The organism is Pseudolysinimonas sp. (assembly GCF_057350545.1).
Genome location: NZ_JBMRCP010000059.1, coordinates 37,974 through 63,370, shown reverse-complemented (window position 1 = coordinate 63,370; position 25,397 = coordinate 37,974). Strand labels below are relative to the sequence as shown.

Here is a 25,397-nt window from a genome sequence, read left to right as displayed (position 1 = left end):
CGCCGGGGCGAACCCGTCCCCACGCGGGACCCCTCGGGAAGGGTGTCGAGCGTCCACCCCTCGCGCGCGCAGAGGGCGTCGCGCGCGTCGGCCCGGGCGGGCACCGCGGCGACCGCGAGGCCCGGGTGGGGGGCGGTGGGCAGGTCTTTGTACGAGTGGACGACGACATCCACCTGCTTGTCGGCGAGTGCGACACGCAGCGCCGCCGCGAAGACTCCGGCCCCGCCGAGGTCGGCCAGCGGGGCCGTCGAGCGGTCACCCTCCGACTCGATGACGACCACCTCGGCGCCGAGCTTCTCGGCGATCGCGCGCGACTGGGCGAGCGCGAGGGCGCTGCCGCGAGTTCCGAGCCTGAGCGTCACGGGGCCACCCCCGCCGCGGCGGGCTTGAAGCCGGCGCGGATGTTCTCGCAGCATCCCGGGCGGCAGACGTCGAACCACGGGCCGAGGTCGGTGAGCGCCGGACGCTCGGTCACGGGCACCGCGTCGCGGCGCTCGAGCACGAGGTCGACGAGTCCCTCGACGAAGCGCCGGTGCGATCCCGGCGTCGGCACGCGCACGAAGGCGAGCCCCGCCTCGGCGGCCGACTCCTTCGCCTCGGTGTCGAGGTCCCAGAGCACCTCCATGTGGTCGGAGAGGAAACCGACCGGCACGACCGCGACCGCGCGGATGCCCTCGGCGGCGAGCTCGGCGATGCGGTCGTTGATGTCGGGCTCGAGCCACGGCTGCGTCGGCGGACCCGAGCGCGACTGGTAGACGAGCTCCCACCCCAGGCGCTCGAGCCCCAGCTCCCGTGCCGCGAGCGTCGCCACGAGCTCGCTCACCGCGAGGTGCTGCGCCGCATAGGCCCCGCCGTCCCCGAACGAACGATCGCGCGGACCCGAGCGCTCGGCATCCGTCGTCGGGATCGAGTGCGTCGCGAACAGCAGCCGCACGGCGCCGGCATCCCCGACCTCGTCGACGAGCGAACGCACCCCGGCGACGACACCCTCGACGAACGGCTCGACGAAGCCCGGGTGGTCGAAGTACTGACGCACCTTGTCGATCGCGAGCTTCCCCTCGAGCCCGGTCTTCTCGAGCGCGATCGCGATGTCTTCGCGGTACTGGCGGCACGACGAGAACGACGAGTACGCGCTCGTGGCGATCGTCAGCAGGGTGCGGTGCCCGTCGTCGTACGCGGCCTGCACGGCGTCCGCGAGGTACGGATCCCAGTTGCGGTTGCCCCAGTACACCGGCAGGTCGATCCCGCGCCGGGCGAGCTCGGCCTCGAGCGCGGCCTTGAGCTCCCGGTTCTGGTCGTTGATCGGGCTCACCCCGCCGAAGTGCCGGTAGTGGTGCGCGACCTCCTCGAGACGCTCGTCGGGGATGCCGCGGCCGCGCGTGACGTTGCGCAGGAACGGGATGACGTCGTCCTGCCCCTCCGGACCGCCGAAGCCGGCGAGCAGGATGGCGTCGTACGCCACAGGGGTGGTCACGTGCTCCGGACCGTCGGCCGCGGCCGGGGATGCTCCGAGAACCGTCATCGCAGAACCTCCGAGATCTCGGCGAGCTCGATCCGTCGGCCGGTGAAGAACGGGATCTCCTCGCGCACGTGGCGGCGGGCGCCCGTCGCGCGCAGGTGGCGCATGAGGTCGACGAGGTCGACGGGGTCGTCGGCCTCGAGCGCGAGCAGCCACTCGTAGTCGCCGAGCGCGAAACTCGCGACCGTGTTCGCCTGCACCTGCGGGTACGTCGAGCCGGCCATGCCGTGCTCGCGCAACAGCTGCCGCCGTTCGTCGTCGGGCAGCAGGTACCACTCGTAGGAGCGCACGAACGGGTACACCGTGAGCCACTGCTTCGGCGGCAGTCCCTTCGCGAACGCGGGGAGGTGGTCGCGCGTGAACTCGGCATCGCGGTGCACCCCGACGGCCGACCAGGTCACGTCGTCGAGCCCGGGCAGGCCGCGGAACGCGCGGTAGGCACGCTGCAGCCCCTCGGCCGTCGGGCCCGTGAACCAGACCATGAGGTCGGCGCCCGCGCGCATCCCGGAGACGTCGTAGACACCGCGCAACTCGACCCCGTCGGGGAGCTCGACCTCGTGCGGGCCGTCGCCCGGTCGCACGTCTCCGCGGCGGAAGACCGCCCACAGCGTGTAGTACGTCGTGCCCTCGGTCACGCGTCCATCCTCCCTTGCCCCGGTGCGGGGGGCGAATCGTCGAGCAGTTCGGCCGCGACGCGCTCGGCGTGCGGGATGACGGAGGCGAGCCCGATGCCGGCGACCGGCTCGCCGACGCGGGGACCCGAGAATCCACCGGGGTCGCGCGCCGCCCGCGCCCAGGTGCGCACCGTCGCGTCGACCGGCTCGGGCAGCTCGACGCCGAACATCGTCGCGGCGTCGGCGAGCGCGCAGCCCACCGGGTCGGCAGGAGGCGCGTCATACGAGAGCCGCAGCGCGTGCCGTCCGGGCAGGGCCTCGGCGATCCACGACCACTTCGCGGTGAGGTGGGTCAGGGCGCGCGCGAGCACCGCCGAGCCCTCGGCGACGAGCAGCCCGGACCCTCGCGGCGCGCCGTCGAGCGCGGGAGCCTCGAGCACGAGCGTCACGAGGGTCACCTCGCGGGCGGGCGGGATGCCGGGGCGCGGAGCGGCGAGCACGGCCTCATCAGGGATGTCGTCGAGCGTCACCGCCGTCTCGATCGCGACCCCGAGCCGCGCGACCTCGGCGGCGAGCGCGTCGGCGAGGCGGAACATCCCGCCGCGCAACCCCGCGACGAGCGACCCGGCGGGCGCCGCCGCCCGGAGTGCCCGCACGGCGCCGGCGAGGGTGCCGTGCTCGGCGAGCGCCGCCCGCAGTCGAGGGTTCACCTCGTCGAGCGGAAGGTCGCGGGCTTCGCGCGAGTAGACGCCGCGCACGACCGGAGCCACGAGGGTGTCGAGCACCGCCTCGCCCATGCGCGCGACGACGAGGTCGGCGAGCGTGCGCGCCCCCGCCCCGACCGTCGGCGGCAACAACTCGTCGCCCTGCGCGCGCAGCGCACCACGCGGGCCGAGCGCCTCGACGACACCCGGATCGCGGGGGTCGGCGGGGATGCCGAGCAGACCCGCCGCGGGGAGCGGGACGGGTCCGCCGCGGGCACGCTGCACCCACGCGGTACCGGGCTCCGGAGTGACGACGTCGCCGTCGAGGCCGAGCTCGGCGAGCAAGGGAACCACCTGGTCGCCGCGCGTCGCGAACGACTCTGCCGCGGCATCCAGCTGTACTCCCGCGATCGACTGCGGAGCGAGCTGCCCGCCGAGGCGCTCGGACGCCTCGAGCAGCCGCACCGCCCGGCCGGCGAGCGCGAGCCGACGGGCGACGACGAGGCCGGCGACCCCGCCCCCGACGATGAGGGTCTCGACACGCGCGCCGCCGGGCGGCACGCTACTCGACCACCGACGGGGGTGTGGCGTGGACGAGCTCGACGAGGCGCGTGAGCACGCCGGGGTCGGTGTCGGGCGGCACGCCGTGGCCGAGGTTGACGATGTGCGCCGGTGCCGCCTCGCCGCGGCGCAGCACGTCGGCGACGTGGTCGTCGAGCACGCCGGCCGGCGCGTCGAGCAGCGCGGGGTCGATGTTGCCCTGCAGCGGCAGGCCCGGCACGCGCGTCGCGGCCTCGTCGAGCGGCACCCGCCAGTCGACGCCGACGACGTCGGCGCCCGCGGTGGGCAGCAGGTCGAGGAACGGTCCGGTGCCGAGCCCGAAGTGGATGCGTGGAACGCCCAGCCCCTCGACGTGCGACAGCGCACGACGCGAGTGGGGCAGTACGGAGCGCTCGTAGTCGGCGCGGGAGAGCGACCCCGCCCAGGAGTCGAAGAGCTGCACGACGCTCGCGCCCGCCTCGACTTGCGCGCGCAGGAAGGCGCCCGTGACGTCGGCACACCAGTCGAGCAGTGCCGCCCAGGCGGCGGGGTCGGCGTGCATCATGCCGCGCGTGCGCAGCTGCTCCTTCGAGGGGCCACCCTCGACGAGGTACGACGCGAGCGTGTACGGCGCGCCGCCGAACCCGATGAGCGGGGTGTCTCCCAACTCCGTGACGGTGAGGGCGACGGCCTCCCGGATCGGCTCGAGCGCCTTGGGCTCGAGCCGCGGCAGCGTCGCGACGTCGGCGGCCGTGCGCACGGGCTCGTCGAACACGGGACCCTTGCCCGCGACGATCCGCACCCCGACACCGGCGAGCAGCACCGGCACGACGATGTCGCTGAAGTAGACCGCCGCGTCCACGCCGTGACGACGCACCGGCTGGAGCGTGATCTCCGACGCGAGGTGGGGCGTCAGGCACGCCTGAAGCATGTCGCCGCCGGCGCGCAGCTCGCGGTACTCCGGCAGCGAGCGGCCGGCCTGGCGCATGAACCACACGGGCCGCACCGCCGGTCGGTCGCCGCGTGCCGCGCGCACGAGCGAGGAGGATGCGGTGCGCCCGTCGAGGAGCGGATGTCCGGTCGGCAGAGGCACGATTTCTACCCTACGTAGAAAACCGATTCCGCGCCGAGGGGCTCCCGCTCCCTCAGAGACGGCGGGGCGTGGGAGCATGCGTGCGTGAGCGCACCCGACCTGAGCATGGAGAGGATGGCCCTGTTCCACGACTCAGGTGCCGACAAACACCTCACGCTCCTTCTCGGTGCCGGCGCCTCGACGTCCTCCGGCCTTCCTGGGTGGGACGAACTCGCGGTGCGCTTGCTGTTGCGAAGCAAGCGGGTGGCTCGTCGTGAAGCGGCCGAGATGCTCGTCAAACGGCAAGACCCGATGCTCGTCGCCGAGGCTGCCCGCAAGCAGCCAGGCGCCAATTGGCACCGGAGCGTCAAGGCCGCGCTCTACGAGGGCGTCAGCGACTTGACTCCGTCCGCGCTGCACCTCGCGGCGGCCGGCCACCTCCTATCTGGCCCTGAACCGGACACGACTCTCGTCACGCTGAACTTCGACACGCTGCTTGAAGATGCTCTCCTGGTTGACGGTACGGACGTCCCGGTCGAGGCACGTACGGACGCGGAACGACCCACAGCCACCTACGTCGTGCATCACCTCCACGGCGTCGTGAGCCCGACCGAAGTACGAGACGTCGTGCTGACCCTTTCCGATTTCAACGAGTTGGTCGGCAATGCCGCGTCGTGGCAGCTGATCCTCTTGCAGCGAGCCGTTGCTGAGGGCGCGCTCGTGATCGCGGGCACGTCGTACCGTGACCCCGACCTGAGACGCTGGCTGCATGTCGCCCTCGCAGAGCAGCCGACAGAGCATGCGGCGCTGGTGATCCTCGCCCGGCAGGGGTTCGATCTCTCGCGATCCGAGTTCGCAGAAGTCGAAGACGCGCTCGCCGACCAGTGGCGATCCATCGGTCTCGAACCCGTGATCCTCGAGGACTTCACCGATGCCGCGCAAATCGTGCGTGAACTCCGCCACATTTCGACCGAAGGCTATCGGGCGCCTCAGCAACGGGCTCGCGACATTTGGGACTCCCACGCCGCCCGATTCCCGGAGCTCCAAGCCGAGTACTCCGACCAGTTGGCGAGCGATGCGGATCAGCTCAGAGATGCCTTGGATGTCGCTCAACTCAACGTGACACTATGGCTGGCGGACGGACGAGGTCACCTCGCGAGGTGGGCCGCTGGCGATCGAATCTACCGATCGAGTGACGAACTCCGGCTCATCGAGAGCGGCCACGATAGCGAGTGGGTCGCCGGCCGCGCGCTGGGTGCAGAGAGCATCCTGTTTCAGGACTTGGAATCCCGAGCAACAAGGCGGTGGAGCACCGTCCTTGCAGTGCCGATCAGGGTCGAGCACTCCAATCTCCCTGAGTTCGCATCCGCAGTCCTCAGCGTCGGGTTGCCCGGTGAAGCCAGGGACTACGAAGACTCATCCGCCGCTTGGCTCGAGCAGGTCCTGTCGATCGCCAACATGTGGAGCACACGAATCGTCGAGGCTGCATTCCCAGAGTGACGGCCTACACTCAACTAACGAACCGGGAGGACAGAGATGGCGAAGAACAGCGCCAACAACTCATTTCAGAGCCTCGGAAATGGCACGTACCGAGTCTCCGGAGCACCCGTGAGCCCCACGACCGGTCGTTACGTCACTCGCGACGCTTCTTCTGGTCGGGTGACAAACAGCGGCGGATCGCAATCGTCGTCAACCAAAGCCTCGAAGACCAAGTAGCAGCTACGGACAGACCTCCGGCTCCCGCCCGCTGCGTCGTCGAGCCAGTCGCGGATTAGGGTCTTAACGTGCTCTTCTGCCTCACGGCGAACCATCGGACGACCGAGTTCGATGTGCTCGACCGCATCTCGCGGGTGACCTCTTCGACGGCTGCCGACCTGCTCGCGCGCCAGGAGTTCGTCCGCGGCGCGATCGTGTTGGCGACGTGCAACCGCTTCGAGGCGTATCTCGAGCTCGACGACCCGCTCACGGCGGCGGCGGAGCTCGCCGTCGAGTCGGTCATCGATGCGCTCGAACTGCGGGCCGGCGACGACGACGCGGAGTCGCTGCGCACGACGGCGGTCGCCCTCACCGGGCAGGACGTCGTGAAGCACCTCTTCGCGGTCTCGTCGGGGCTCGAGTCGATGGTGCTCGGCGAAGAGGAGATCACCGGGCAGGTGCAGCGCGCCCTGCGGGACGCCCGCACCGCCGGGACGACGAGCAGCGGCCTCGAGCTGTTGTTCCAACGCGCCGCGCACGCGAGCCGGGAGTCCCGCGCGCAGCACGACCTCGCCGCGGCGGGCCGTTCGCTCGCTCGGCTCGCCCTCGACCTGGCCGACACGCGCGTTCCCGACTGGGCCGACGTCGCGGTGCTGCTCGTCGGCACCGGCAGCTACGCCGCGACGACCGTCGCGGCCCTCCAAGCGCGGGGGGCGCGTGACATCCGGGTGTTCTCGGCGACGGGTCGTGCCGAGCGCTTCGCGATCCGCTACGGCGTGCGCGCGGAGGGAGAGTTGTCGACGGCGATCCGGGAGGCCGAGATCGTCATCACCTGCACCGCGCGTTACGTCGTGACGGCGGACGACGTGCCCGTCGACGGTCGACGCCGACTCGTGATCGACCTGGGGCTGCCGCGCAACGTGGAACCCGCCGTGGGCGAGCTTCCCGGTGTCGACCTCCTCGATCTGGAACTCATCGGGCGGCACGCGAGCCTCCCCGACCTGGGCCCCGGTGCGCACGAGGCGGTCGGGCATGCGGCGGCGGCGTTCGACGCCGATCGACGCGCGGCGCCGGCGGTCGTCGCACTGCGCCGCCACGTGGATGCGATCCTGCAGTCCGAGCTCGACCGAGCCCGGGCGCGGGGAGGAGACGACCCGCACACCGAGGCCGCGCTGCGGCACTTCGCCGGGGTGCTGCTGCACGGACCATCGGTACGCGCGCGCGAATTCGCTGCGGAGGGTCGGCTCGACGAGTTCGAGTCAGCGCTCGAGACGCTGTTCGGGGTCGCGCGGAACGTCGAGGCGACGGAGCGTCGGCTCGGCGACGCCTCGGCCTGATCTCTCAGCCGCGGGCCGGAAGCCCGTCGACGAACGCGCGGGCGGTGACCGCGCCCACGTCGTGAGTCGAACCGCCCGTGCCGCCGTTCGCGAAGCGTTCGCGGAAGTCGAGCACCGAGGTCATCCAGATCGCGAACACCGCCGCGGCGTCGATGCGCGGTTCGAGCGCGTCCTCCGGGAGCCCGGCGCTCACGCGGAAGCGCTCGGTGAGCTCGTCTTGGGCGGCCACCCAGCGCTGCATGATGTGGCCCGAGATCTCCGGGGCTCCGCCGCCGATGAACTCGAGCACGGGATGCAGCACCGAGACGTCTTCGACGCGCTTGTCGTCATCCCAGCGCTCGCTCGCCTTGAGCTCGACGAGGGCGCGCGCGAGCAGGGCATCGAGCGTCTCGCCCGGGGGCCGCTCGCCGACGATGCGGACGAACTCGTCGAGCCACTCGTCGAAGTAGGCGAGCAGCACCGCGGCCTTCGACTCGAAGTGCAGGTAGATCGTGCGGATCGCGACATCGGCCTCACGGCTGATGTCTTCCATCGACGTCGCGGCATAGCCCTTCTCGAGGAAGAGCGCGTTGGCCGCGTTGGTGATCTTGCGCCGCGTCTCGGCCTTACGGCGTTCGTTGCGACCCGGGATGCCCACGGGCTCAGAGTAGCGGGCGCGCCCTCCCTCACCGCCTCTCCCCCTTCCGACGGAGGACGCGGTCGGCCGTCATCGATACGCTGAATCGCCGCGCGCCCGCGTGCCCCGCCACCGTTCCCCACCCCTTCGGAGAGCAGCATGTCCCTGCCTGACGGCACCGCCCCGACGACCGCTGTGCCCGAACGCTGGCGCAGCAACGTCGCGCTCTTCCTCGGCGGCCAGACCGCGTCGCTGTTCGGCTCGATGATCGTGCAGTACGGCGTCATGTGGTACGTCACGCTCGAGACCGGATCGGGCGTCGCGCTCGCGCTCTACGCCCTCGCCGCGTTCGGACCGCAGGGGCTCGTCTCGATCTTCGGCGGCACCCTCGCCGACCGCGTCAACCGGCGCGTGCTCGTCATGACGGCCGACGCGATCATCGCGGCGACGACGCTCGCGCTCGCCCTCATCATGATGAGCGGCATCACCGAGCTCTGGATCATCCTGCTCGCCGTCGCCGTGCGCTCGGTCGGCGCGGGCGTGCAGACGCCGGCCGTCTCGGCGATGATCCCGCAGATCACGCCGCCCGATCAGCTCATGCGCGTCAACGGCCTGTTCGGCACGGTGCAGTCGGTCATGCAGCTGCTCGCGCCCGCGCTCGCGGCGGCCGTCTTCGCGCTGTGGGGCATCGTGCCGATGTTCTTCATCGACGTCGTCACGGCCGTCATCGGCATCGGACTGCTCGCGCTCGTGCGCGTGCCGTCGCTCGAGCGGATGGGCTCGGGTCAGACCTCGTACTTCGCCGACCTCGCCGAGGGGGCGCGGTTCATCTTCACGAACGGCGTCGTGCGCTGGTTGCTGATCGTCTTCGCCTTCATCTTCCTGTTGACGGTGGCGCCGAGCTTCCTCACCCCGCTGCTCATCGTGCGCACGTTCGGCGAAGAGGCGTGGATGCTCGCGGCCCTCGAGATCGCGTTCGGCATCGGCATGCTCGTCGGAGGCGCGCTCATCGCCACGGTGCTCGCGAAGCGCAGCCGCCGGGTGCTGATCATGGTGTCGACCTACGGCTTCGGCGTGCTGACCCTGCTCATGGGGTTCACCTACAACCTCTGGGTCTTCTACGCTCTTATGCTGTTCGTCGGCCTCATCGTGCCCTGGTTCTCGGCACCGTTCATGACCTTGTTCCAGCAGGTCGTGAAGCCCGACATGCACGGCCGCGTGTTCAGCTACGTCGGCATCGTGATGGCGCTCGCGACGCCGATGGGCATGGTCGTGTTCGGGCCGATCGCCGACGTCATCAGCGTGCAGGCGCTCCTCGTGATCGCCGGCGCCGTCACGGTCGCCGTCATGACCGGGGCCTTCCTGCTGCCGTCGGGGCGGGCCGCGCTGCGTGCGGCGCACGAGCCCGTCCCCGAGCCGGAGCAGTAGAGCGGGGGCCCTTTCGGACCCCCGCTCCAGCGCTCAGTGGTGCATCGACGCGAGCACCTCGGGGTCGAGGTGCGAGATCGAGTGCGAGTCCTGGAACGCGCGCACGCCCTCGATCCCCTGTTCGCGTCCGAAGCCCGACTGCTTCATGCCGCCGAACGGCGCCCGCAGGTCGAGTCGGGTCGCACCGTGGTCGTTGACCCACACGTAACCGCAGACGAGCTGCGAGCCGACGCGGTCCGCGGTCTCGGCCGACGCCGTCCACACCGAGCCGCACAGGCCGCCCCACGTGTCGTTGGCGGCGGCGATCGCCTCCTCCTCGGTGTCGAACGGCAGCACCGGGATGACGGGTCCGAACTGCTCGTAGGTCACGACGCGCAGTGACGGGTCGGGGTCGACGACGATGGCCGGACGCACGAAGTTGCCGCCCGCGAGGTCGCCCCCCGGCAGCTCGCCGAACTCGCGCACCTCGGCGCCCGAGGCCTTCGCCTCCTCGATGAGCTCGTCGACGAACGCCTTCTGCACGGGCGAGTGCAGCGGCCCCATCGTCGTACCCTCGTCGAGGCCGTACCCGAGCTTCGCCCGCTCGAGCCGCGCGGAGAGACCGTTCACGACCTCGTCCATGCGCGAGCGATGCACGTAGACGCGCTTCGCGTTCATGCAGATCTGGCCGGTCGTGTCGTAGATCGCCGCGAACAGACGGTCGAGGTGCGCGTCGTCGATGATCGCGTCCTCGAGGATGACCGCCGCGTCGTTGCCGCCGAGCTCGAGCGTGACGCGCGTGAGCGACTTCGACGCGAGCTCCATGATGCGCTTGCCGCCACCGACGCTGCCCGTGAAGCAGACCTTCGCGACGTCCTCGTTCTGGATGAGGCCCGTCATGTTCGCGTCCGCGCCCGTGATGACGTTCAGCACGCCCGCGGGCAGCTTCTCGGCGATGCGCTGCACGAAGCGCGCGGTCGCGAGCGGCGCCGAGGGCGGGGGCTTCACGATCGCCGTGTTGCCGGCGAGCAGTGCGTGCGGGAGGGCCGCGCCGAGGATCGCGATGGGCCAGTTGAACGGCACGATGACGCTCACGACGCCGAGCGCCTGGTGACGCACGGTCGTGCGGGTCGGGATGGCACCCGGGATCGGCTCGAGCACCTTGTCGCTGTCGACCTCGTCGGCGAGCGAGAGCGCGAGACCCCAGCGGATCTCGAAGACGAGGGCATCCACCCACGCCTCCATGCGCACCTTGCCGTTCTCCTGCGACAGGATGGCGGCATCCTCGTCGCGGAAGGCGGCGACGCCCTCGATCGCGGCGGCCATCTGCGCGGCGCGTTCCTGCGGGGTCAGCGCCGACCACGCCGGGAACGCGGACTTCGCTGCGGCGACGGCGTCGGCGACGTCCTGCGTCGAGGCGGACGCCGCGTGGCCGACGATCACGCCCGGCTTACCGGGGTCGGCGACCGCGAGGGTGTCGCTCGTCGTGCGGGTTTGCCCGCCGATGTAGAGGGGTGTGGAGACCGTCGTCGCGGCCTGGTCGGTCAGCGTCATTCGCTCACTCCTTCGTGTCGGATGCGGTCAGGTTAAGCCGGGGCGCGGTCCGGGCGGTCGGCGTTTTGTGCACGCCCGGTGAACACCCGGGGTGCGGGGCTAGGGTGGCCGCATGCCGGTCGTGGATGCCCGCAGCGCCGACGAATGGGAGCTCGTGACGAGCGACGCGTTCGTGCCGCTCACGTGCTCCGCGCTTGAGCCCGACTTCCACGGACGCATCGAGTTCGAGCGGTTCGACGAGAGCCTCATGGTGTCGCACGTGCAGACCGACGGCCTCGCGGTCGACCGCACCGCCCGGCAGGCGTCGCACGCGAACAGCGACGACATCCACCTCACCTTCACGCTCGGCGGGCCGGGCGTCATCCGTCAGGACGGGCACGGCACCCGAGTGACCGCGGGCTCGGTGTCGACCTACGCGACCGATCGGTCGTATCAGCTCGACTACACGGCGCCGGGGCAGCGGCAGGTGCTCGTGCAGGTGTCGAAGCGCGCGCTCGGCATCCCCGTGTCGCTCGTCGAGGAGTCGTGCGCGCGCCTGCTCGTCGACGCTCCCGACGCGGCCGCGGTGCTGCTCGCCACCCTCGGCGAGACCCGCGGGCGGGCCGAGCCGAGCGTCGGTGAGACCTTGCGCGACCTCGCGGGCACGATGATCCGTTCGTCGCTCTCCGGCGCGCGGGTGATGCCGTCGACCCACGGTGGGATGCTCGCCACCGTGCGGTCGTTCATGCGCGACCTGCTGCACGACCCCGACCTCGACGTCGCCGGCATCGCCGAGGCGCACTACATCTCGCGCCGCCACCTGTACGAGCTCTTCGAGCCGTTCGCCGAGACGCCGGGCGAGCACCTCCGCCGCCTGCGGCTCGGACGGGCCGCGGCCCTGCTGGCCGACGGCGCGCAGCCGATCGCCCGCGTCGCCGAGAGCGTCGGTTTCGCCGACCCGACGACCTTCACCCGGGCGTTCCACCGCGAGTTCGGGATGCTGCCGAGCGAGTACAGAATGGACGCATGAGCCACCGCATCTACGGCACGCCCGTCGCGTCGGTGTACCCGATGTACGTGCAGAAGCTCGAGCGCAAGGGCCGCACGCAGGCCGAGCTCGACGAGGTCATCCGTTGGCTCACGGGCTTCGACGACGCCGAGCTCGCACGGCACCTCGCCGAGCAGACGACCTTCGAGCAGTTCTTCGCCGCCGCGCGGCTCAACCCGAACGCGTCGCTCATCACCGGCGTCGTGTGCGGGGTGCGCGTCGAGCAGCTCGAAGACCCGCTCATGCAGCGCATCCGCTACCTCGACAAGCTCGTCGACGAGCTGTACTACGGCAAGGCGATGGCTAAGGTGCTGCGGACTCCGGCTCCGGTTCCCGCCTCCGGAACCGCAGCTCGCTGAGCAGCACCCCGAGCACGATGAGCGCGCCGCCGACGATCGCGAGCGCCGGCAGCCGCTCCCCCGCGATGCGGCCGACCACCCCGGCCCAGACCGGTTCCGCGGCGTAGATCACCGTCGCGCGCGTGGCGGAGACGCGACGCTGCGCCCAGTTCATCGTGAGCTGGATGAGGGCGCTCGCGGCACCGAGCGCGACGGCGGCGACGAGCCACACCCAGGAGAACGCCGGGATGCCCTCGCCCGTCACGGGCATCGCGACGAACGCGAAGAGGGATGCCGCGAGCAGCTGCACGACCGTCACCCGCCGGGCGTCGACCCGGTTCGCGAACACGCTGATGAGCACGACCTCGGCGGCGATCGCGAGGGTGCTCACGAGCGTGACGATCTCGCCGAAACCGAAGGAGAAGCCTGCGGCGCCCGGTCCCGCGAGCAGCAGGAGCCCGACGAAGGCGGCGGCGATCCCCAGCCAGGCTCCGAGCCGGGGCGCGCGGCGGAACACCGCCCACTGCAGCAGCGGCACGAGCGGCACGTAGAACGCCGTGATGAACGCCGACGTGCTGCTCTCGATCGTCTGCAGCCCGACCGTCTGGAGGCCGTAACCGAGCATGAGCGCGAGTCCGATGCTCGCGCCCGCGACGAGCTCGAGCAGCGTGAGCCCGCGCAGCACGGGTGCCGCGATGACCGCGAGGATGATCCCGGCGACCGCGAAGCGCACGCCGACGAAGAACCACGGGCCCGTCGTCTGCACCGCGAGGTGCACGATGAGGAACGTCGCGCCCCAGATCATCGTGACGCCGATGAGCGCGAGCTCGTACCGGGTGGGGCGCGGCAGGCTGACGCGCGAGGTGATCTGCATGGTCGCTCTCAACCTAGGCGACAGAATGGATGCCGTGAGCGAGCGCGTGGTCGAGGTGGCGCTGCGCTGGGGCGACCAGGACTCCTACGGCCACGTCAACAGCGTCGCCGTCGCCCGGCTGCTCGAGGAAGCCCGGGCGCGCGCCCTCTGGGGACCGGGCAGCGCCCTGCCCCCGCTGGTGCCCGACGAGCCGACGCTCTCGCTCGTGAGCGAGGTCGGCATCCGCTACCTGCGCGTGCTCGATTACCGCGAGGAGCCGGTGCCGATCGCCCTCGCGGTGTCCCGCATCGGCGGCGCCGATCTCACGATCGAGTTCGAGGTGCGCTCCGACGACCCCGCACGCCCCTACGCGACGGCGACCGCGAAGGTCGCGCTCGTCGATCGGGTGACCGGCGGCGTGCGGCGACTCACCGCCGACGAGCGGGAGTTCCTGCGCGGGTTCGCCCCGTCCGACTAGGGCTGCAGGCGGAGGGCGCCGTCGAGGCGGATCGTTTCGCCGTTGAGGTAGTCGTGGCCGATCACCGTCTCGACGAGCCGCGCGAACTCGTCCGGCCGCGCGAGGCGGTGCGGGAACGGCACGACGGCGGCGAGCGAGTCGCGCACCTCGTCGCCCAGCCCGGCGAGCATCGGGGTGTCGACGATGCCCGGTGCGATCGTGACCACGCGGATGCCGGACCGCGCGAGATCCCGGGCGGCCGGCAGCGTCATCCCCGCGACGCCCGCCTTCGACGCCGCGTAGGCGACCTGGCCGATCTGCCCCTCGAACGCCGCGATCGACGCCGTGTTGACCACGACGCCGCGGTTGCCCTCCGCGTCGGCGTCCTGCGCCGCCATCCGCGCCGCGGCGAGACGCAGCACGTTGAAGGTGCCGACGAGGTTGACCTCGATCGCGCGCCGGAAGACGTCGAGATCGTGCACACCCTTCGACGACAGCAGCCGTTGCGCGGGCGCGATGCCGGCGCAGTTCACGACGATGCGCAGCGGCGGGTCGTCGTCGGTCAGGGTCGCGAGGGCGGCCTCGACGTCGGCGGCACTCGCGACATCCGTGGGCTCGAAACGCATCCCGTCGGGAGTCGCGTCCGGCGCCGCGAGGTCGAGCCCGAGCACGTGCGCCCCGCGGGCCAGGAGACGCTCCGCGGTCGCGGCGCCGAGGCCCGACGAGACGCCCGTGACGAGTGCCGTGGTTCCGGAGATATCCATGCCCCCACTCGACCACACCGGGCCGCGAACGAGAAGCGTCGCGCGGTCAGGACGGTTCGGTCGACTCGGGCTCGAGGGCGCGCGTCGAGCCCCGCACGATGAGCTTCGTGGGGAGCGGCGTCGACTCCGCCACGGTGTCCGGCTCCTCCACCGTGAGCAGCACCTTCTGCATGATGAGCCCGCCGAGCGCCGCGAAGTCCTGTCGCACGGTCGTGAGCGGCGGGTAGAGGAACGTCGACTCGGGCAGGTCGTCGAAGCCCACGACGCTCACGTCGTCGGGGATCGCGAGGCCCCGCTCGCGCAACGCGGACATCGCGCCGATGGCCATGTGGTCGTTCGCGACGAAGATCGCCGTGGCGCCGTCGAGCGGTAGAGAGCGCCCGAGGTCGTACCCGCTCTCCGCCGTCCAGTCGCCGTGCACGGGCTCGACGATCTCGAGCCGGTGCGCGGCGAGCTCGTCGCGCCAGCCGCGGACGCGTTCGATGGCGTCCGCCGCCGAGGCGGGGCCGGCGAGGTGCAGGATGCGGTGGTGCCCGAGCTCGGCGAGGTGACGCACGGCCGAGCGGGCACCGCGGTACTGATCGATCGAGACGATCGTCGGCCCGCGCCGCGCCGACGAGGCGACCGCGACGAACGGGATGCCGATCTCGAGGCTGCGGATGACCTCGAGCACCGCGACGTCGTCGACGATGAGCACGATGACGTCGACGCGTTGCCGCAGGAGCGCCTCGACGACGGCCCGCACGCCCGGCGGGTCGGGTTCGAGCAGGGCGACCGTCTCGACGCTGTACCTCGCGGCGCGCGCGGCGAGGTTGAAGTGCACCATGATCGACGCCGGCCCGTAGTCCGACGTGCCGGGCACGATGAGGCCGATCGTGCGGGTGCGCCGTGTGACGAGAGCACGGGCCGCGGGCGACGGACTGTAGTTGAGCTGCGAGATCGCGTGCTGCACGCGGTCCCGCGTCGCCGGCCGCACGTTCGGCAGGTCGTTGATGACGCGCGAGACCGTCTGGTGCGAGACACCGGCGAGCCGGGCGACGTCGAAGATGTTCGCCGCGCGGGGGCCGTGGTCGTCCGACCCGCCGCGTCGAGGCGGGTCAGTCTCCGTCATCCGGACGCGTCACGAGGGCGAGGAGCGAGGAACTCGCGAGGTCGTCGGCGGGCAGCTCGGCCACGAGGAGGCCGCCCCTCAGCACGACGACACGCGACGACACGCGGAGAACCTCCTCGAGCTCTGCGGAGACGAACACGACCGACACTCCGTTGGCTGCCATCTCGGCGACGAGATTCTGCACCTCGACCTTAGCGCCGACGTCGATACCCCGGGTCGGCTCGTCGAGCAGGAGCACGCGGGGCGCGAGCGCGAGCAGACGCCCGAGCAGCACCTTCTGCTGATTGCCGCCGGAGAGCTCCCGCGCGAGCATCTCCGGCGAGGCGGGCCGGATGCCGAGCGCGTCGATCCAGCTCGCCGCGAGCTCGCGCTGGCGGGCGCGGCTCATGAGCCGCAGCATCCCGCGCTGGGCCTGCACGGCGAGCACGATGTTCTCGCGCACCGTGAGCTCGCCGATGATGCCCTCGGCCCGGCGGTCTTCGGACGAGTAGACGATCCCGCGCCGGATCGCGCTCCGCGGACCGGGCAGCGAGGTGGCGATGCCGTCGATGAGGAGCTGCCCCGCGTCGGGGCGGTCGACCCCCGCGAGCAGCCGCGCGAGCTCGGTGCGGCCCGACCCGAGCAGACCGGCGAGACCGACGACCTCGCCCTCGTGGATACTGAGGTCGGCGTCGCGCGGCCGCGATCCCGACGCGACGCCCTGCGCCTCGAGCACGACGCCCGACGTCGGGCCCGGTTCCTCGCCGCGCCGGATCGGCACCTCGGCGAGCTCGCGACCGAGCATCTTCTGCACGAGATCGATGCGCAGCAGCTCCTTCGTGGAGTACTCGCCGACGAGCCGGCCGCCGCGCAGCACGGTGATGCGGTCGCAGATCTCGTACACCTGGTCGAGGAAGTGCGAGACGAACAGGATCGCGACGCCGCGCTCCTTGAGCTCGCGGATGACCCGGAACAGCTCGGCGACCTCGTCGGCGTCGAGGCTCGAGGTCGGCTCGTCGAGCACGAGCACCTTCACCTCATCGGAGATCGCGCGGGCGATCGCGACGAGCTGCTGCACGGCCAGCGAGTGCGTGCCGAGCAGCGAGCCCGGGTCGATCTCGACCCCGAGCTCCGCCAGCACGGTCGCCGCGCGGGCCCGCATGGCCCGCCAGTCGATCGCGCCGAAGCGGCGGGGCTCGCGGCCGAGGGTGATGTTCTCGGCGACCGAGAGGTTCGGCAGGAGGTCGATCTCCTGGTACACCGTGCGGATGCCGTGACGCTGCGCCTCGACCGGCGACGACATCCTCACCGCCGCGCCGTCGACCCGGATCTCTCCCGAGTCCAGCGGCAGTGCCCCGGTGATCGCCTTGATGAGCGTCGACTTGCCGGCCCCGTTCTCGCCCATGAGCGAGTGCACCTCGCCGGGCAGGAGCCGGAAGTCGACGGCGTCGAGCGCGGCCTCGCGGCCGAAGCGGACGGTGGCCCGCTCGACCTCGACGACCGGCATCGGCGCCTCGTCGCTCATGGTCACATCATGCTCGACCCACGGCCCGTGGTCATCGTCTCCGCGTCGATCGTGCGACGATCGCCCGCTGCACGACCACGAAGATCAGGAGGAGAGCGCCGATCGTGATGCGCGTCCACGACTGCTCCGCGCCGAGGAACGAGATCGCGGTCTTGATCGTGCCGTAGACGAGCACCCCCACCATCGACCCGAGCACGAAGCCGGAGCCGCCCGTGAGGAGGGTGCCGCCGATGACGACCGCCGCGATCGTGTCGAGCTCCGTGCCGAGACCGTTGAGCGGGTAGCCCGCGCCTTGGTACGCGCTGAACACCACGCCGGCGAGTCCGGCGCACGCGCCGCTGATGACGTACGCGAGCAACTTGGTGCGCACGACCGGCAGGCCCATGAGCCGCGCCGACTGCTCGTTGCCGCCGATCGCGTAGATCGTGCGGCCGAACCGGGTGAACTGCAGCACGAGCGCCGCGGCGATCACGACCGCGAGGGCGATGATGCCGGTCGGCGAGAGATACCAGCCGTCGAGGTAGAAGAGCTTCGTCTGCAGCCAGAGGATCACCGGGTCCTCGACCTTGATCGACGACAGGCTGATCACGAACGCGAGACCGCGGGCGGCGAACATCCCGGCGAGCGAGGCGATGAACGGCTGCACGTCGAAGAACTGGATGAGCACGCCGACGAAGAGCCCGATGAGCGCGCCGCCGAGCAGCATGACCGGGATGACCACGACGGCCGGCAGCCCCTGCGAGAGCAGGCTCGCCCCGAGCATCGCGGTGAACGCGAGCACGGCGCCGACGGAGAGGTCGATCCCCGCCGTGAGGATGACGAACGTCATGCCGACGGCGAGGATGAGCAGGTAGGCGTTGTCGAGCAGCAGCGACGACAGCACGCGCGGCGTGATGAAGTTGCCGAAGTAGGCCTGGCCCGCGATGAGCAGGGCGAGGAGGATGCCGACCGCCGCGAAGACGGGGATCCACGACGCCCGCCGGCTCGTGAAGCGCCGAAGCCCGGTGGCGACCGCCGTGAAGGGGCCGCTCGTCGTGACGTCGCTCATCGGGCCGCCTCCACATCCTTCGTCGGGCGGAACGCCGACCACAGTCGCCGCGCGCCGGTGCGCACCCGCGTCGATTGCACGAGCACGACGAGCACGACGACGAGCGCCATGAACAGGGGACTCACCGCGGGTGGCACGCCGAGGAAGGTGATCGTCGATTTCAGGGTCTGGATCGTGAACACCCCGATCACCGTGCCGGCGATGCTGAACTTGCCGCCCATGAGCGACGTGCCGCCGAGTACGACCGCGAGGATCGCGTCGAGCTCGATGTACTGGCCCGCGGCGTTGGCGTCGGCCGCCATGATGTTCGAGCTGTAGAGGATGCCCGCGAATCCGGCGAGCAGTCCGCTCGCCGCGTACGCGCCCCAGACGATGCCGCGCGAGCGCACCCCGGCGAGACGGCTCGCCTCGGGGTTGATGCCGACGGCCTCCGTGAGCATCCCGAGCGCCGTGCGCCGTTCGATGAGCACGACGAGCACGATCGCGGCGACCGAGACGAAGAACGCGAACGGCAGGCCGAGCACGTAGCCCTGCGCCATGAACCGGTAGGGCGAGCTCGTCACCGTCGTGATGAAGCCGCCCGTGATGAGCAGGGCGATCCCGCGGCCGGCGAGCATGAGCACGAGCGTCGCGATGATGGGTTGGATGCCGAGTACCGACACGAGGAAGCCGTTCCAGACTCCGAAGAGCAGGGTGACGACGACTCCGGCGGTGATCGCGATCGTGAGCGTCACGGGGCTCTCGGGCGAGCCCGAGCCGTCGATGATCGTCAGCGCGACGGCGCCCGAGACGGCCATAAGCGCGCCGACCGAGAGGTCGATGCCGCGCGTCGCGATGACGATCGTCATGCCGAGGGCGACGAGCATGAGCGGCGCGCTGTTGCGCAGGATGTCGATGAGCGAACCGTAGAGCTGGCCGTCACGCACCGTGATCGACAGGAACGTCGGACGGGAGATCGTGTTCACGATGATGAGCGCGAGAAGGGCCGCGATCGGCAGCACCACCCGGTGTCGCAAGAGCCTCGTCATGCCGCTGCCTCCCGAGCTTCCGCGGCGATGGCCGCGACCACATCGTCCACGCTCACGTCGTGTCCGTCCAGTTCCCCGATCTTGCGGCGGTCGCGCATGACGACGATCCGCTGTGCGATGCGCACCACCTCTTCGAGCTCCGAGGAGATGAAGATCACCGCGAGCCCGGCGCTCGACAGCTCCGCGACCTTGCGTTGGATGTCGGCCTTCGCCCCGACGTCGATGCCGCGCGTGGGCTCGTCGAGGATGATCAGCTGCGGTGCGGTGGCGAGCCAGCGCGCGAGCAGCACCTTCTGCTGGTTGCCTCCGGAGAGGTTGCGCACGAGCATCGACGGGTCGGCGGGACGCACCCCCAGTGCGGTCATGTAGTCGGCGACGATCGCATCCTGTTCGGAGCGCCGCACGCGCCGCAGCCAGCCGCGACGAGCCTGCACCCCGAGCACGATGTTCTCGGCGACGGTGAGGTCGCCGACGATCCCCTCGGCGCGGCGGTCTTCCGACGAGAACGCGATGCGGCTGTCGATGGCGTGACGCGGTGTGGTGAGGCGGGTGAGCGCACCGCGCACCGAGATGCGGCCGCTGTCGGGGCGGTCGGCGCCGTACAGGAGCCGCACGAGCTCGGTGCGGCCGGAGCCGAGGAGGCCGGCGAAGCCGACCACCTCCCCGTCGAAGACGTCGAGGTCGGCGGGCTCGACCACGCCGCGGCGACCCACGCCGACGGCGGAGAGCACGGGGGGCGTCGAGCGGTCGATCTCGCGGTTGGCGGCGCGGGAGATGCTCTCGAGCTCGGCGACCTCGCGCCCGAGCATCTGGGCGACGAGTTCGCCGCGCGGGAGCGACGCGGCGGCGCTCTCGCCGACGAGCTTGCCGTTGCGCAGCACCGTGATGCGGTCGGAGATCTCGTACACCTGGTCGAGGAAGTGCGAGACGAAGAGGATGGCGACGCCGCGGTCGCGCAGGCCGCGGATGACGCCGAAGAGCTGCTCGACCTCCCCGCGGTCGAGGCTCGAGGTGGGCTCGTCGAGCACGAGCACGCGGGAGTCGGTCACCATCGCCCGGCTGATCGCGACGAGCTGCTGCACGGCGATCGAGTGGCTCGCGAGGATCGAGCGGGTGTCGATGTCGACGCCGAGGGCGACGAGGTGACGGGCGGCCTCGGCGTGCGTGGCACGCCAGTCGATGCCGGCGGCGCGGCGCAGCTCGTGGCCGAGCATGACGTTCTCGCCGACCGAGAGGTTCGCGCAGAGGTTGACCTCTTGGTACACGGTCGAGATGCCGGCGGCTTGCGCATCGGCGGTGTGGGCGAACGATCGCGGCGTTCCGTCGACGACGATCTCGCCGGCGTCGATCGCGTAGACGCCGGTCAGGGCCTTGATGAGCGTCGACTTGCCGGCGCCGTTCTCGCCCATGAGCGCGTGCACCTCGCCCGCGCGGAGCGCGAAGTCGACGCCGTCGAGGGCGAGCACTCCGGGAAAGCGGATCGTGATCCCCGTCATCGCGACGAGCGGGCGGACGTCGGCGTCCTCGGTCATGGGAGTCGTTCTCTCTCGGGGGTGCCCGCCGGGGCCCGAAGGCCCCGGCGGACGGGTGGATCAGTGGATCAGGAGCATCGACGGATCAGTAGAGCCGCTCGTCGATGACCTCGGCGGCCTGCTCCGGGGTGAACGACTGGTCCTCGACGAAGACCGTGCGCTCGACGGTCTCGCCCGCGAGCACGTCCTTCACGAGGCCCGCGGCGAGCTCACCGAGGAGCGGGTTGCACTCGACGATGAAGTTGATCTTCCCGTCGATGAGGGCGAGCATGCCGTCCTTGACCGCGTCGATCGAGATGATCTTGATGTCCTCGCCGGGCGTCAGGCCCGCGGCCTCGATCGCGTCGATCGCACCGAGCGCCATGTCGTCGTTGTGCGCGTAGACGAGGTCGATCGTGTCGCCGTACTTCTGGAGGAATCCCTCCATGACGGTCTTGCCGTCGGCGCGCGTGAAGTTGCCCGTCTGCGAGTCGAGCAGCTGGATCTGCGTGCCGGCGATGGCCTCGTTGAAGCCCTCCGCGCGGTCGTTGGCGGGCGCCGAACCCGTGGTGCCCTCGAGCACGACGAGGTTGGTGGCCTCGGAGCCGAAGTTCTCGGCGGCCCACTCGCCGGCCATCACGCCTTCCTTCTTGAAGTCGAGACCGACCCAGGCGGCGTAGAGGTCCTCCGACGCGGACACCGTGCGGTCTTCGAGGATGACCGGGATGCCGGCTTCCTTCGCCTCGGTGAGCACGTCGTCCCAGCCGTCTTCGACGATCGGCGCGATGACGATCGCGTCGACGCCCTGGTTGATGAAGCTGCGGACCGCGGCGATCTGCGCCTCGATCTTGTTGTCCGCCGCGTTGAAGACGAGTTCGAAGCCGTTCTCCTCCGAGAACGCGGTCTTCATCGACTCGGTGTTCGCGGCGCGCCAGCCGCTCTCCGAGCCGGTCTGGGCGAAGCCGACGGTGATGAGTCCGTCGTCTGCACCGCCGGTGCCGCCGGCGCAGCCGGTCAGCGAGATCGCGAGTGCCGCGACAGCCGCGACGCCTCCGATGAGCTTCTTCATAGCCAAAACCTCCTCGTTCTGGATCCGGCTGCTTCGCCGGCTCTTGGTGTGACGGGTGCCGGGGGTGGGTCCCGTCGCTCGGAATGTTAGCCCTAACATTTCGCCTCTCCGCAATCCCAGAGAGGTAACAATTCGGTAACGGGCGGTCGGAACCCTTGCTTCCGTATGGATCTTTTCTGCAGGGTGCGCCGCGGCCTCGGCGTCGAATTTCGTCCTCGCCGTGAGCGTTCACAACTGTGGAGCCGCTCGCCCGGCGGTCTCCGGCGCTAGCCTGACCCGGTGATCGAATCGGGCCGCACGCCGAGCATCTACGACGTGGCGCGCCGGGCCGGAGTCTCGCACCAGACCGTGTCGCGCGTGCTCAACGGCTACGCGGGCATCCGACCGACGACCCGGGACCGCGTGCTCGTGGCGGTCGACGAACTGGGCTACCGTCCCAACCGAGCCGCCCGCGCCCTCGCCACGAACCGCAGCCACTCCCTCGGGGTGCTCGTGCCCGCGACGGCGGACTTCGGGCCGACGAGTAGCCTCCACGCGGTCGAGCAGGCCGCGCGCGACGCAGGCTTCCACGCCCTCGTGACGAGCACACAGCTCGACGAGGACTCGGTGCGGGCGAGCCTCGAGTTCCTCGTCGCGCAGTCGATCGAAGCCCTCGTCGTCATCGCGCCGTACCGCGTCGTGACCGACGGCCTCGTGCGGGTGCCCGCCGACATCCCGACCGTCGCACTGCAGACCGGTGCCACGGGCACCGACGACCTCGTGGGCGTCGACCAGGTCGCCGGCGGTCGGCTCGCCGCGGAGCACCTGCTCGACCTCGGGCACCGTCGCATCCAGCAGCTCACGGGACCGGCCGACTTCCTCGAGGCCGCCGTGCGTCGCGACGCCGTCGAGGCGACGCTCGCCGAGGCCGGCCTGGCCCCTCTGCCCCGGCTCGCCGGTGACTGGACGGCCGACTCGGGCTACGCGGCGGGAGCCCTCGTCGACCCGACGGCGACCGCGATCGTGTGCGGCAACGACCAGATGGCGCTCGGCCTCATCCACGCGCTCGCCGACCTGGGGCGCCGGGTGCCCGACGACGTGAGCATCATCGGCTTCGACGACATCCCCGAGTCGGCGCACAGCCTCCCGCCGCTGACGACCGTGCATCAAGACTTCCGCGAGGTCGGTGTGCGTGCCGTGCGGCACCTCGTCGCGCGGCTCCAGGGCGAGGAGCGGTCGGCCGAGGCGCCGATCGTGCCGACCCTCGTGCTCCGCGCCTCGACGTCCGCGGTGTGACCACGTCGGGCTGAGCCCCGGCGGGCCGGCGCTTGCGTCGCGGTGAATGTTACCGGTAACATCACCAGCGTCCCGTCGAGGAGGATGTGATGACGATCGAGCACGACCCCGAGGCGCTCGCGCGCGCCGTAGCCGAGACGCGAGCCGAGGTCGCCCGGCTGCACGCCGAACTCGTGCGCTACGGCCTCGTCGTCTGGACCGGCGGCAACGTCTCGGGCCGTGTTCCGGGCGCCGACCTGTTCGTCATCAAGGCGTCCGGTATCGCCTACGACGACCTCACGCGCGAGAACCTGATCCTCTGCGACCTCGACGGCAACGTCGTGCCCGGAACGCTCGGCAGCGAGCGCTCCCCCTCGAGCGACACCGCCGCGCACGCCTACGTCTACCGCCACATGCCCGAGGTCGGCGGCGTCGTGCACACCCACTCGACCTACGCGGTCGCCTGGGCCGCGCGCGGCGAGGAGATCCCCTGCGTGATCACCGGCATGGCCGACGAGTTCGGCGGGCCCATCCCGGTCGGTCCGTTCGCGATCATCGGCGACGACTCGATCGGCCGGGGCATCGTCGAGACTCTGCGCGGCCACCGCTCCCGTGCCGTGCTCATGCAGAACCACGGCCCGTTCACGATCGGTGTCACCACGAGGGACGCCGTGAAGGCCGCCGTGATGTGCGAGGACGCCGCGCGCTCGGTGCACCTCGCCCGCGAGGCGGGACCGCTCATCCCGATCCCCCAGGACGCGATCGACGCCCTCTACGCGCGCTACCAGAACGTCTACGGCCAGAGCTCGGACCCCCGTCGGTGACCGCGGCGCTCGGCATCGAGCTCGGCTCGACCCGCATCAAAGCCTGCCTCGTCGACGCCGACGACCCGACCCGCGTGCTCGCGACGGGGTCGCACGAGTGGGAGAACCAGCTCGTCGACGGAGTCTGGACCTACGACCTCGGCGACGTGTGGACCGGCCTCCGCGCCGCCTACGCCGACCTCGTCGCCGCCCTCGGCTGGACGCCCGACGTCTCGGCGATCGGCATCTCCGCGATGATGCACGGCTACCTCGCGTTCGACGCCGACGGCGAACTGCTCACTCCGTTCCGCACGTGGCGCAACACGAGCACGGGCGACGCGGCGGCGGAGCTCACCGGGCTGTTCGGCTTCAACATCCCGTTGCGCTGGTCGATCGCGCACCTGCACCAGGCCGTGCGCGACGGCGAGCAGCACGTGCCGCGCATCTCGTCGGTGACGACCCTCGCCGGTTACGTGCACGAGCGACTCACGGGACGGCGGGTGCTCGGCGTCGGCGACGCGTCGGGGATGTTCCCCATCGACGCCGCGGGCGCCGACTACGACGACGACTTCCTCGCGCGCTACGACCGCCTCGTGCACGGCGAGGCGCTCCCCCGGCCGCTCCGCGACCTGCTGCCCGAGGTGCTCGCCGCCGGAGTCACCGCGGGCGAACTCACCGCCGAGGGTGCCGCCCTGCTCGACCCGTCCGGCGCGCTGCGCCCCGGCATCCCGTTCTGCCCGCCCGAAGGCGACGCCGGGACCGGCATGGTCGCGACCAACGCGGTCGCCCCGCGCACGGGCAACGTGAGCGCGGGCACGAGCATCTTCGCGATGGTCGTGCTCGAGCAGCCGCTGCAGCACGTGCACGCCGAGATCGACGTCGTGACGACGCCCGCGGGCGACCCGGTCGCGATGGTGCACTGCAACAACGGCGCGAGCGAGCTCGCCGCGTGGGCCGGGATGTTCGCCCGCTTCGCGGAGGCGGCCGGGCTGACGCTCGACACCGACGCGGTCTACGACGTGCTGTTCCGCGAGGCCCTCGATGGCGCTCCCGACGCCGGCGGACTGCTCGCCTACAACCACCTCGCGGGCGAGCCGATCGCCGGGCTCACCGAAGGTCGGCCGCTCTTCGTGCGCACGCCCGACAGCCGCCTCAACCTCGCCAACGCCATGCGCGCTCACCTCTACGGCGTGTTCGGCACCCTCGCCCTCGGCATGCGCGTGCTCGCCGAGGAGGGCGTCACGCTCGAGCGGATGTCGGCGCACGGCGGGATGTTCCGCACCGCCGGGGTCGCGCAGCGCTTCCTCGCCGCCGCGCTCGACGCGCCCGTCGACGTGGCCGAGAGTGCGGGCGAGGGTGGCGCCTGGGGCGTCGCGGTGCTCGCCGCCTTCACGGCAGCCGGCGGGGGCGACCTCGCCGCCTACCTGACCTCCACCGTCTTCGCGCACGCCGAGTCCCGCTCGGTCGCGCCCGGCCCCGACGACGTCGCCGGATTCGCCGCCTACCTCGACCGCTACGAGGCGGGGCTCGCCGTCGAGCGCGCCGCCGTCTCGGCCCTCTGACCCCGAAGGA

Annotated in this window: 23 protein-coding genes and 1 pseudogene; 9 read left to right on the top strand and 15 right to left on the bottom strand. The window is 71.2% G+C overall.

Features of this window, described 5'->3' with window-relative positions:
• The 5 genes and pseudogenes from ACO1X9_RS08585 to hemE form a co-directional block, all read right to left on the bottom strand.
• Positions 1–416 (bottom strand): annotated as a pseudogene (locus tag ACO1X9_RS08585) (hydroxymethylbilane synthase); the annotation flags it as partial.
• Positions 359–1,522, bottom strand: a complete 1,164-nt coding sequence (locus tag ACO1X9_RS08580; protein WP_486350406.1) for a ferrochelatase — start codon at positions 1,520–1,522, stop codon at positions 359–361. The gene ACO1X9_RS08580 and the pseudogene ACO1X9_RS08585, both read right to left, overlap by 58 nt.
• The gene (hemQ, locus tag ACO1X9_RS08575; RefSeq protein WP_486350405.1) at positions 1,519–2,154 is read right to left on the bottom strand and encodes a hydrogen peroxide-dependent heme synthase; all 636 of its coding nucleotides are present in this window, start codon (positions 2,152–2,154) and stop codon (positions 1,519–1,521) included. The genes ACO1X9_RS08580 and hemQ overlap by 4 nt, the downstream gene beginning before the upstream one ends.
• Positions 2,151–3,398, bottom strand: a complete 1,248-nt coding sequence (locus tag ACO1X9_RS08570) for a protoporphyrinogen/coproporphyrinogen oxidase (RefSeq protein WP_486350404.1) — start codon at positions 3,396–3,398, stop codon at positions 2,151–2,153. Before ACO1X9_RS08570 ends, hemQ begins: the two co-directional genes overlap by 4 nt.
• A gap of 1 nt (position 3,399) precedes the next feature.
• Positions 3,400–4,470 carry a uroporphyrinogen decarboxylase gene (hemE, locus tag ACO1X9_RS08565; protein ID WP_486350403.1) on the bottom strand — a complete coding sequence of 357 codons (1,071 nt, stop codon included), beginning with the start codon at positions 4,468–4,470 and terminating at the stop codon, positions 3,400–3,402.
• Positions 4,471–4,554: 84 nt separating this feature from the next.
• Here hemE and ACO1X9_RS08560 point away from each other — a divergent pair, with 84 nt between their 5' ends.
• Both ACO1X9_RS08560 and ACO1X9_RS08555 read left to right on the top strand, forming a co-directional pair.
• Positions 4,555–5,949: an SIR2 family protein gene (locus ACO1X9_RS08560; protein ID WP_486350402.1), complete on the top strand. Its 1,395-nt coding sequence runs from the start codon at positions 4,555–4,557 to the stop codon at positions 5,947–5,949.
• Positions 5,950–6,233: 284 nt separating this feature from the next.
• Positions 6,234–7,481, top strand: a complete 1,248-nt coding sequence (locus ACO1X9_RS08555) for a glutamyl-tRNA reductase (protein ID WP_486350401.1) — start codon at positions 6,234–6,236, stop codon at positions 7,479–7,481.
• Between the two features lie 4 nt (positions 7,482–7,485).
• Here the strand turns inward: ACO1X9_RS08555 and ACO1X9_RS08550 are convergent, their stop codons facing one another.
• Complete coding sequence (locus tag ACO1X9_RS08550) at positions 7,486–8,118, bottom strand: TetR/AcrR family transcriptional regulator (protein ID WP_486350400.1); 633 nt, start codon at positions 8,116–8,118, stop codon at positions 7,486–7,488.
• A gap of 138 nt (positions 8,119–8,256) precedes the next feature.
• Between ACO1X9_RS08550 and ACO1X9_RS08545 the strand changes: the two genes are divergently transcribed.
• Positions 8,257–9,525, top strand: a complete 1,269-nt coding sequence (locus ACO1X9_RS08545) for an MFS transporter (protein ID WP_486350399.1) — start codon at positions 8,257–8,259, stop codon at positions 9,523–9,525.
• A 33-nt stretch (positions 9,526–9,558) separates the two neighbouring features.
• On the opposite strand, the gene ACO1X9_RS08540 is transcribed toward ACO1X9_RS08545, so the two are convergent.
• The gene (locus tag ACO1X9_RS08540) at positions 9,559–11,058 is read right to left on the bottom strand and encodes an aldehyde dehydrogenase family protein (protein ID WP_486350398.1); all 1,500 of its coding nucleotides are present in this window, start codon (positions 11,056–11,058) and stop codon (positions 9,559–9,561) included.
• A 112-nt stretch (positions 11,059–11,170) separates the two neighbouring features.
• On the opposite strand from ACO1X9_RS08540, the gene ACO1X9_RS08535 reads away from it, so the two are divergent.
• Both ACO1X9_RS08535 and ACO1X9_RS08530 read left to right on the top strand, forming a co-directional pair.
• Entirely contained in the window at positions 11,171–12,067 is an 897-nt protein-coding gene (locus ACO1X9_RS08535; protein ID WP_486350397.1) for an AraC family transcriptional regulator, read from the top strand.
• A complete protein-coding gene (locus ACO1X9_RS08530) occupies positions 12,064–12,444 on the top strand; it encodes a DUF2200 domain-containing protein (RefSeq protein WP_486350396.1) in 381 nt (126 codons plus the stop codon). Before ACO1X9_RS08535 ends, ACO1X9_RS08530 begins: the two co-directional genes overlap by 4 nt.
• Here ACO1X9_RS08530 and ACO1X9_RS08525 read toward each other — a convergent pair.
• Positions 12,389–13,297: a DMT family transporter gene (locus ACO1X9_RS08525; RefSeq protein WP_486350395.1), complete on the bottom strand. Its 909-nt coding sequence runs from the start codon at positions 13,295–13,297 to the stop codon at positions 12,389–12,391. The genes ACO1X9_RS08530 and ACO1X9_RS08525 overlap by 56 nt on opposite strands.
• Before the next feature lie 34 nt (positions 13,298–13,331).
• Between ACO1X9_RS08525 and ACO1X9_RS08520 the strand changes: the two genes are divergently transcribed.
• Positions 13,332–13,754 (top strand): acyl-CoA thioesterase, encoded by a 423-nt coding sequence (locus tag ACO1X9_RS08520; RefSeq protein ID WP_486350394.1) that lies wholly within the window; start codon positions 13,332–13,334, stop codon positions 13,752–13,754.
• Here the strand turns inward: ACO1X9_RS08520 and ACO1X9_RS08515 are convergent.
• The 7 genes from ACO1X9_RS08515 to ACO1X9_RS08485 form a co-directional block, all read right to left on the bottom strand.
• On the bottom strand, positions 13,751–14,497 hold the full coding sequence (locus ACO1X9_RS08515; RefSeq protein WP_486350393.1) for an SDR family NAD(P)-dependent oxidoreductase: 747 nt from the start codon (positions 14,495–14,497) through the stop codon (positions 13,751–13,753). The two genes, ACO1X9_RS08520 and ACO1X9_RS08515, sit on opposite strands and share 4 nt — an antisense overlap.
• A 46-nt stretch (positions 14,498–14,543) precedes the next feature.
• On the bottom strand, positions 14,544–15,608 hold the full coding sequence (locus ACO1X9_RS08510) for a LacI family DNA-binding transcriptional regulator (RefSeq protein ID WP_486350392.1): 1,065 nt from the start codon (positions 15,606–15,608) through the stop codon (positions 14,544–14,546).
• Positions 15,595–17,112, bottom strand: a complete 1,518-nt coding sequence (locus ACO1X9_RS08505) for a sugar ABC transporter ATP-binding protein (protein ID WP_486350391.1) — start codon at positions 17,110–17,112, stop codon at positions 15,595–15,597. Before ACO1X9_RS08505 ends, ACO1X9_RS08510 begins: the two co-directional genes overlap by 14 nt.
• 31 nt (positions 17,113–17,143) lie before the next feature.
• Positions 17,144–18,160, bottom strand: coding sequence for an ABC transporter permease subunit (locus tag ACO1X9_RS08500; protein ID WP_486350390.1), 1,017 nt, complete (start codon positions 18,158–18,160; stop codon positions 17,144–17,146).
• Positions 18,157–19,188 carry an ABC transporter permease gene (locus ACO1X9_RS08495; protein WP_486350389.1) on the bottom strand — a complete coding sequence of 344 codons (1,032 nt, stop codon included), beginning with the start codon at positions 19,186–19,188 and terminating at the stop codon, positions 18,157–18,159. Before ACO1X9_RS08495 ends, ACO1X9_RS08500 begins: the two co-directional genes overlap by 4 nt.
• On the bottom strand, positions 19,185–20,720 hold the full coding sequence (locus tag ACO1X9_RS08490; protein ID WP_486350388.1) for a sugar ABC transporter ATP-binding protein: 1,536 nt from the start codon (positions 20,718–20,720) through the stop codon (positions 19,185–19,187). The genes ACO1X9_RS08495 and ACO1X9_RS08490 overlap by 4 nt, the downstream gene beginning before the upstream one ends.
• A gap of 85 nt (positions 20,721–20,805) precedes the next feature.
• Positions 20,806–21,768, bottom strand: a complete 963-nt coding sequence (locus ACO1X9_RS08485; protein WP_486350387.1) for an ABC transporter substrate-binding protein — start codon at positions 21,766–21,768, stop codon at positions 20,806–20,808.
• A gap of 279 nt (positions 21,769–22,047) precedes the next feature.
• Here ACO1X9_RS08485 and ACO1X9_RS08480 point away from each other — a divergent pair, with 279 nt between their 5' ends.
• From ACO1X9_RS08480 to ACO1X9_RS08470, 3 genes are all read left to right on the top strand, one after another.
• A complete protein-coding gene (locus ACO1X9_RS08480) occupies positions 22,048–23,043 on the top strand; it encodes a LacI family DNA-binding transcriptional regulator (protein WP_486350386.1) in 996 nt (331 codons plus the stop codon).
• A gap of 89 nt (positions 23,044–23,132) precedes the next feature.
• The gene (locus ACO1X9_RS08475; protein ID WP_486350385.1) at positions 23,133–23,846 is read left to right on the top strand and encodes an L-ribulose-5-phosphate 4-epimerase; all 714 of its coding nucleotides are present in this window, start codon (positions 23,133–23,135) and stop codon (positions 23,844–23,846) included.
• Positions 23,843–25,387, top strand: coding sequence for a xylulokinase (locus tag ACO1X9_RS08470; protein WP_486350384.1), 1,545 nt, complete (start codon positions 23,843–23,845; stop codon positions 25,385–25,387). The genes ACO1X9_RS08475 and ACO1X9_RS08470 overlap by 4 nt, the downstream gene beginning before the upstream one ends.
• Positions 25,388–25,397: the final 10 nt, after the last annotated feature.